This is a genomic window from Bacillaceae bacterium S4-13-56, assembly GCA_040191315.1.
In the GTDB taxonomy this organism is placed as follows: domain Bacteria; phylum Bacillota; class Bacilli; order Bacillales; family JAWJLM01; genus JAWJLM01.
Genome location: JAWJLM010000118.1, coordinates 1 through 7,157 on the forward strand (window position 1 = coordinate 1; position 7,157 = coordinate 7,157).

Here is a 7,157-nt window from a genome sequence, read left to right on the forward strand (position 1 = left end):
TTGGCTAGAACTGTTCAATTGCAATAATATAAAACTCCGCTTTTCATTTACAGTAAAAAGACCTCAAGCTGATAACGCTCAAGGTCTTTTTCATTGATTTCACTGGGTTTTCCTCTTGATTCGTTCCTACCTTCGGGTGTTCCTGTCCCTCCAGTTGTTCCTGTCCCATCAGGTTTTGAATTTCACAATCATTCCCATAAACTCGCTCCAACATGTAGCCATGGATTAATTAAATTTCATTCTTTTGGTCATACTGAATAATGAGAATGAAAGGTTGGTTTTTATGGCACTAACTGTTTTTTCCCTTATTTTATGGTTGACCATTTTCTGTTTTAGTTTGTTGCCGAAGAAATTGTCTTTGCTAGAGAATTCTTTTGTGTTTTTTGTGCTATCTGTTGTAATCATGAACTCCTTTACCATTGCCAGTCTTAACCTGAAATGGATTGAGTCTAATAAAGAGACCGAGATGTTCTTGGTCTATATCTTATATAGAGCAATCATTTATCCCGTGGCCCTACTTTTTTTAACGAATCTTATTTTTATGTATGAAACATTTTCGACCAAACTTGTAGGAGCCATATTAGTTCCTATCTTTATTCTCCTAGTAGAGATTTCAGGTGAAAAACTCAATGTTTACACGTACAAACAGTGGAATAACTGGTACTCCATTACAGAAATCATTTTGTTTTCTTTGTTTACACTTTTGATTACGAAGTTCATTCGTTCCCTTAAACAAAGGATGTATCAACATGAAAGTATATGATCAACAATTTAATCAAAATGAATGGTTTGTTGTCATAGTTTTGATTGTTACTTTTTTCACTATCTCTAAACTTCCTCGAAGATTCTCTAAAGCGACAACGTATACTCTTGTGCTAATGGGAATTTTTATTGGAATGTTTGCGGACCATACAATAAGTATTCCTCCTTTTGATTTTTATGATGTAAACGATAACTCTGCTTATAAAGTATTTGATTTCTTCACTTATGTCATGTACGGACCCTTTGGATACCTGTTCCTTTACTTCTATGACTATTTACAGATAAAGGGGCTTAAGATTATGTTGTACATTATCTTGTGGACCTCCCTGTCTATCTTCATGGAGTACATTGCATCCTCTTTAGGTGTATTCCACTACAAGAGAGGTTATAGCTTATTATTCTCTATTCCAATATACCTTTGGATTCAAAGCTTAGTCATTGTTTATTATCACCTTTTAAAAAGAAAAACTAGTTCGCTATGATTTTTGATAAAAAGTAATAGACGGGGTTTCGGCCGATAGTGAAGGTGTTTCTGGAAAAGTGAACAAGCTTTGTGCATTAATCGCTTATCCTACAAGAAAAGCACTTGTTTCTGCGAAGTAGCTCTAATTAGCTTTCCTTTGTGCGATTACTTGGAGCAAAAACTTCAAAGATTACTCGATGATGCTTTTTCGCTGGAGCTAGACAAATTTTATACTTTACTACAAAAAAGACCTTGAGAACTAAAAATCTCAAGGTCTTAATTTTCTAATCGATCACGCTGAGAACCGTCCCTACCAACACACCTACCAACACGCTCGCGCAGAAAGTATCTTTACAGGCTATCGATAAGCTCTAGTATCTCTGAGTTTTCGGGTATGTCTTTCATGGAGTGGCCATAGTGTACATACCTTAGGGTTCCTTCTTTATCTACCAACATTTGGGCCGGCATTCTTCCCAGTTTAAATAGATTCGCTTTTTGTCCATATAGCTTTAATACGGTATGTTTTTCATCCGGAATCCCGTGGAATTTCAAACCATTTTCTTCCCAGTATGCCGCAAAACTTTTAGCATTTTCTGGTCCAATGGCGACGATTTCTGTGTCTTTATTTGTAAATTGATCGTATTGTTGATGCAACTGCATCATATGCTTTCGGCAAAATGGTCAAACAAAACCTCTATTTAAAACAATCAACACATTTCTCTTCCCTTTAAAACCAGAAAGCTTAAATTTGTTTCCTTCATAATCCTCCATTTCAAAATCGGGCGCCGGTTTATTTACTTCTACACTTGCCATTGTTTCGTTCCTCCTCTTGATCTAAAGTATAAAAACTTTGATCCTTATTAATTTATATAAATTTAATTGTACTCAATTAAATAATAGATAAAATAAAGTCCCTCTAGCAAGAGCAAACTTTATTCTTTCTTCCCTTTTAGAAGCTCGTCTAAATGCTTCTTTAACACCAAGAGTGTTTCTTCATCCCCATTATAACTCCGATACATTTTTGCAGGTATATCCATCATTTTTTCTTTCAATTCTCTTCCACTGTTTGTTAATTCGACAGTCACTACTCGATCATCTTCTTTATTTCTATATTTCGTTACATATCCTTTGGACTCAAGCTTCTTCAACACTGGGGTAAGAGTACCAGAGTCTAGGTACAACCTTTTTCCTAGGTCCTTGAATTTAATCTTTTCTTCTTCCCACATCACCAACATTACAATATACTGTGTGTAAGTTAAGTCAAATGGATCCAAAAGAGGTTTATACATTTTGATGACTTCCCTTGATAACGCATATAAGGAAAAGCAAAGCTGGTTTTCTAATTTGAGAGCATCAAATTTTTCCATAGCGTACCTCCCTCTGAAATAGATACGAGATTTAAGTTTCGAGGTTCGATATTTGAAAATTTAATTGATATCAATTAAATTTCACTAAATCAATTATAGACTACTTTGTTTTTCCTATCATCTACGGATTTCACGGAGTCTGTCAAGTTTTTGTGGGAGAATCCCCCCCACAAAAACTTCACAGACTCTTGTCTACCACGCTTCGCTTGGTTGCCTCTTTATGTGATTGGTGGGCGATCCCCCCCAATCACATAAAGGGGTTAAAACCTTCTCCCCACAAACATTTTACTCCTGCAATTTCACGCTGAGAACCGTCCCTACCAACATGCCTACTTCCTAGCCTGATGGACTTTCAATTGTTTTCCTTTGATGGTTGTTTTTTTCATGGTTTGTAGGACGAGTGGGCCTTTTCCGTTAAGAATATCGACATAGGTGGAGTTTTCTTGAATGGTGATGATTCCAATGTCGTCAGCGGAGACTCCTGGGATTTTGGCGATGGTTCCCACGAAATCAATGGCTCTAAGTTTCTTTTTCTTCCCTCCATTAAAATACAATTTCATAATGTCCTGGTTTAGCTTTTCACTCTTATTCTGTTTCAGGTTAGGCCTCGTATTGTTTTTTTGGTCAAAATCTGGTTGAGCCTTTTTAACGTCCTCTCTTGTTGGGGCTTCCCTTTTTACAATGTTAAAACCGATATATTCTTCTACTTCCTTTAGGAACTTTTCCTCGTGTGAGGTCATAAAAGTAATGGCCATCCCACTTTTTCCTGCTCGTGCCGTTCTTCCTGTTCGATGGACATATCTTTCTTTTTCTAATGGAAAATCATAGTTAATGATATGGGTAATATCATCGACGTCAATACCCCTCGCAGCCACATCGGTAGCGACCAGGAAACGAAATGCCCCTCTTTTAAAATCATTCATTACCGCAAAACGGTCCTCCTGAACCATGGCACCGTGGAGTTGATCGACAGACATTCCCCAATCATCCAACTTACCAAACAACTCGTGGACTCTCTCTTGAGTCCGACAAAAAAGGATGCAGCTATCTGGGTTCTCTAGCGTGAGAACATCTTTTAGTAGAGAGAGCTTGTCCGCTTCTTCTACCTCCATTACAAAATGGTTAATTTTTTCTGTCGTAATTCCAGAAGCCTTCACCTGAATATGATTTGGGTTCTGCATATATTTGCGGCAAAGGCTCTCGACATCCTCGGGTAAAGTTGCCGAAAAGGTAAAGGTTGTTCGGTTCTTCGGAAGCCTTTCAATAATGGCTTCTACTTGGTCAATGAACCCCATATTCAGCATTTCATCCGCTTCATCAATCACCAAATATTCGATTTTATCTAAGATTAATGTTCCTTTTTCCATATGGTCCAAAACTCTTCCTGGAGTACCCACGACCACGTGAACTTTTTGTTTTAATTCTAATTGCTGTTTTGCAAAGGACTGCTTCCCATATACAGCAGTCACCTTAATCCGTTTGAATCTCCCGATGTTTGTAAAGTCCTCTGCCACCTGGGCCGCGAGCTCACGAGTCGGTGAGAGAATCAAAGCTTGTGGCTTGTTCTCCTCCCAATCCACTTTTTCACAAATTGGAATCGCAAAGGCAGCTGTTTTCCCACTTCCCGTTTGCGATTGCACAATTAAATCGTGACCTAATAAAGCCTCTGGAATGACCTTTTGCTGGACTTTTGTGGGGGAACTGTAGCCCAACGCTGACAGTGCCTTGAGAATCTCATTACTTAATTTATAATTATTGAACTCTGAATTCGACATATTTGCCCTCCATACCAATACTTTGATACTAATCTTAACTTTACCAAAAATGTCTTGCTCTAGCATAACTTTTTTAATGTTGGTTGGCCATGTTCAACACTTGCCTTGTTATAAACTTAGTATTACAATTATAATTGGTATTACAAACATATAAGTAAGAGGTGTAACTATGACCTATCGAAAAGAGTCTGGAAGGGTCACAAAGAAAGGACAAGTAACTATTCCTATTGAGGTTAGAAATGAATTGGATATTGAAGAGGGAGATCGTCTTGATTTTGTAAGAGAAACTGATGGGACTTATAAAGTAGATGTAATCAAAGCAAAATCGATCAAAAATTCGGTAGGCAAATTAAAAGTGGATAAAACACGGACCTTTGAACAGGAACGGCAAATCGCTCAAGAAAAAATAGGTTTATCCAAAATGAGGAATTTGTTTGAGGACGTTAAAAATGAAGAAATACTTGATTGATACTAACATTGCCATTAGAATCTTAACCAATGATCCACCTGAACTTGTGGCGCAACTAGAGGGCCTTTTAGAAAAAGTAGACAATAGAGAAATTTCTTTTTTTGTCCCTTCTATAGTAATTGCTGAAGTTTGCTGGGTACTCCAATCTGTTTATTCATTTTCTAAAAAAGAAATTGGACAAGCTTTATTAGAATTCGTTTCCTCTGAAGGAGTTGAAGTAGAAGAAAAATTCGTCCTACAAGCCCTGGAGTCTTTTTATAAGAATAACGTAGATTTTATCGATGCCTATTTATCCTTAAAAGCAAACCAAAACGAAACTAGCATTATCACTTGGAACAAAAAAGACTTCAAGAAATTAGAATGCGAATTTTACTCTCCTAGTGAAACCACTAAATAATGTGGCCATAGGGTTTGTGGGCACGGTTCTTGCCTAACGGATGCGTCCATAGGAAGTTCTATTGACCAGTTTTGATTACCCAATCTGGAAAATGAGTCAATAGAACTCTTCTATTGACCGGGTTTGCCTTCCCAATCTGGAAAATGAGTCAATAGAGCTCTTCTATTGACCGGGTTTGCCTTCCTAATCTGGAAAATGAGTTAATAGAGCTCTTCTATTGACCGATTTTGCCTTCTCAATCTGGAAAATGAGTCAATAGAGCTCTTCTATTGACCGGGTTTGCCTTCCCAATCTGGAAAATGAGTCAATAGAGCACCTCTATTTACCAGTTTTGCCTTCCCAATCTGGAAAATGAGTTAATAGAGCTCTTCTATTGACCGGGTTTGCCTTCCCAATCTGGAAAATGAGTCAATAGAATGAATTTACCTCTGAATTTCCCCCTCTCCACTACTATAAAGGGCGTTCGCAAAATACGCTTCAAAAACATAAGGGCATAAAAAAAGAGCAAATAGTAGCGACTATTCACTCAATCAATATAGTAATATAACACCACAAAAACAAGAGAATCCCTACAGAACAAGGAATTCAACGTGAGAACCGTCCCTACCAACACACCTACCAACACAACTATCATCTCATTAATCAACACAATTTGTGTGCGAAGGGAGGGTTTTTAGTGGAATAGTAGAAATATATTTGGTAAGAATTATATTGAGGTTTTTTATTAGTTTTATGCCTTGAAGGGGGATTATCATGAGTTGGGTCCTTTCGGAAAAAGAAACAGCTGACATCATGGCTCAAATGAGTGAGGAACAAAGGGAGTTCATAAACAATTACATCAAGCAAAGCAAGAAAAGTAAATGGTTGCAAGTTCTTGCTGAAAAAAAAGGAATTTTAATTCATTCCAAGGATTCACTGAATCAAGTGTTAGAGAAAGTGAACGATTGGTATCTTGAGGAGATCTTAGATGCTGGGTACGGCAACCGCTTTTATCGATGTGAATGTGGACAATCTTTGCGGTTCCAATACATCGTAAAAAATAAATCAGAAAATAAAACCTATAAATTAGGAGAAACCTGTCTTGAACATTATACTGGTCTATCGCCGTCCATTATACAAGATATTAAAAATGGGCTTCATACGATTAATCAGGAACGAGACAATATTTTAATTTGCTACAAGGAAGGAGAGTTCACAGACCTTTCCCCATACAACTCCATTGACGTACCAGAAGTTATGAAAAAGCAAGTGGAACTCGGGCTCCCTCTCTCCGAAAAGCAAATTAACAAATTAGAGATACGTTTGAAGGAACAAAAAGAAAACGAACTAATAGAAACTAAAAGAAAAGTGAGACTAGAGCACGAGCGGAAGCTAAAGAACTTTGTGGATTCTTTTGAAGGCGAACAGAAGGAATTTGTAAGTAATTTGCCTCTAAAACAATTAGAAGAACTTTATGATTTGATGCAAAGTGAAGATAACCCACCTCTTAATGAAGAATTATTCCAAGGAATTGAATTACCAACCGATATCAAAGATCATATTCGGCTTGGATTCCCTCTTTTTTCTATGCAAAAATTAAGACTTAATCGGTTGTGGGAAGAAAAAATTGCTCTTCAAAAACAAAAAAAGAATGCCCCTATGGACATTGCATACGATGAGTTTATCGAAAGACATCTATCTACATTAAAAGCTATTAGGGCCAAACAAGATGAGATTCCCCCGGGTCTGAGGAAAGACTGGGATTCCATCCAAGAAAATATTAGAGAATTTCGTCAAGGTAAACCTTTCAACTATAGAAGCTGGAAACGAAACACAAGAAACCTCATTGCAGCAATAAAAGTAGAAGAAGATGATTACCTATAATCGGTGACATGGCAAGTGTGCTGATAGGGACGGTTCTATTAGGGAACAATCGGAAGTTTTG

The 7,157-nt window shown here is 37.3% G+C and carries 8 protein-coding genes; 5 read left to right on the forward strand and 3 right to left on the reverse strand.

Features of this window, described 5'->3' with window-relative positions; all coding sequences use genetic code 11:
* Positions 1-283 precede the first annotated feature (283 nt).
* Entirely contained in the window at positions 284-763 is a 480-nt protein-coding gene (locus tag RZN25_17555) for a hypothetical protein (protein MEQ6378615.1), read from the forward strand.
* Positions 750-1,244 carry a hypothetical protein gene (locus RZN25_17560; protein MEQ6378616.1) on the forward strand — a complete coding sequence of 165 codons (495 nt, stop codon included), beginning with the start codon at positions 750-752 and terminating at the stop codon, positions 1,242-1,244. Before RZN25_17555 ends, RZN25_17560 begins: the two co-directional genes overlap by 14 nt.
* Positions 1,245-1,576: 332 nt before the next feature.
* On the opposite strand, the gene RZN25_17565 is transcribed toward RZN25_17560, so the two are convergent.
* From RZN25_17565 to RZN25_17575, 3 genes are all read right to left on the reverse strand, one after another.
* Positions 1,577-2,038 carry a redoxin domain-containing protein gene (locus RZN25_17565; protein ID MEQ6378617.1) on the reverse strand — a complete coding sequence of 154 codons (462 nt, stop codon included), beginning with the start codon at positions 2,036-2,038 and terminating at the stop codon, positions 1,577-1,579.
* 119 nt (positions 2,039-2,157) lie between these two features.
* Complete coding sequence (locus RZN25_17570; GenBank protein MEQ6378618.1) at positions 2,158-2,592, reverse strand: MarR family transcriptional regulator; 435 nt, start codon at positions 2,590-2,592, stop codon at positions 2,158-2,160.
* Between the two features lie 329 nt (positions 2,593-2,921).
* Positions 2,922-4,367, reverse strand: coding sequence for a DEAD/DEAH box helicase (locus RZN25_17575; protein MEQ6378619.1), 1,446 nt, complete (start codon positions 4,365-4,367; stop codon positions 2,922-2,924).
* Between the two features lie 169 nt (positions 4,368-4,536).
* Here RZN25_17575 and RZN25_17580 point away from each other — a divergent pair, with 169 nt between their 5' ends.
* The 3 genes from RZN25_17580 (at position 4,537) to RZN25_17590 (ending at position 7,096) form a co-directional block, all read left to right on the forward strand.
* On the forward strand, positions 4,537-4,836 hold the full coding sequence (locus RZN25_17580) for an AbrB/MazE/SpoVT family DNA-binding domain-containing protein (GenBank protein ID MEQ6378620.1): 300 nt from the start codon (positions 4,537-4,539) through the stop codon (positions 4,834-4,836).
* Positions 4,817-5,233 (forward strand): PIN domain-containing protein, encoded by a 417-nt coding sequence (locus RZN25_17585; GenBank protein ID MEQ6378621.1) that lies wholly within the window; start codon positions 4,817-4,819, stop codon positions 5,231-5,233. The genes RZN25_17580 and RZN25_17585 overlap by 20 nt, the downstream gene beginning before the upstream one ends.
* Positions 5,234-5,986: 753 nt before the next feature.
* Positions 5,987-7,096, forward strand: a complete 1,110-nt coding sequence (locus tag RZN25_17590) for a hypothetical protein (protein ID MEQ6378622.1) — start codon at positions 5,987-5,989, stop codon at positions 7,094-7,096.
* The last annotated feature ends 61 nt before the right edge of the window (positions 7,097-7,157 follow it).

What these genes read in the sequence shown, in the direction of transcription:
- RZN25_17590 (MEQ6378622.1), top strand. Translation starts at nt 5,987, where the DNA reads ATGAGTTGGGTCCTTTCGGAAAAAGAAACAGCTGACATCATGGCTCAA.
- RZN25_17580 (MEQ6378620.1), top strand. Translation starts at nt 4,537, where the DNA reads ATGACCTATCGAAAAGAGTCTGGAAGGGTCACAAAGAAAGGACAAGTA.
- RZN25_17585 (MEQ6378621.1), top strand. Translation starts at nt 4,817, where the DNA reads ATGAAGAAATACTTGATTGATACTAACATTGCCATTAGAATCTTAACC.
- RZN25_17555 (MEQ6378615.1), top strand. Translation starts at nt 284, where the DNA reads ATGGCACTAACTGTTTTTTCCCTTATTTTATGGTTGACCATTTTCTGT.
- RZN25_17575 (MEQ6378619.1), bottom strand. Translation starts at nt 4,367, where the DNA reads ATGTCGAATTCAGAGTTCAATAATTATAAATTAAGTAATGAGATTCTC.
- RZN25_17570 (MEQ6378618.1), bottom strand. Translation starts at nt 2,592, where the DNA reads ATGGAAAAATTTGATGCTCTCAAATTAGAAAACCAGCTTTGCTTTTCC.
- RZN25_17560 (MEQ6378616.1), top strand. Translation starts at nt 750, where the DNA reads ATGAAAGTATATGATCAACAATTTAATCAAAATGAATGGTTTGTTGTC.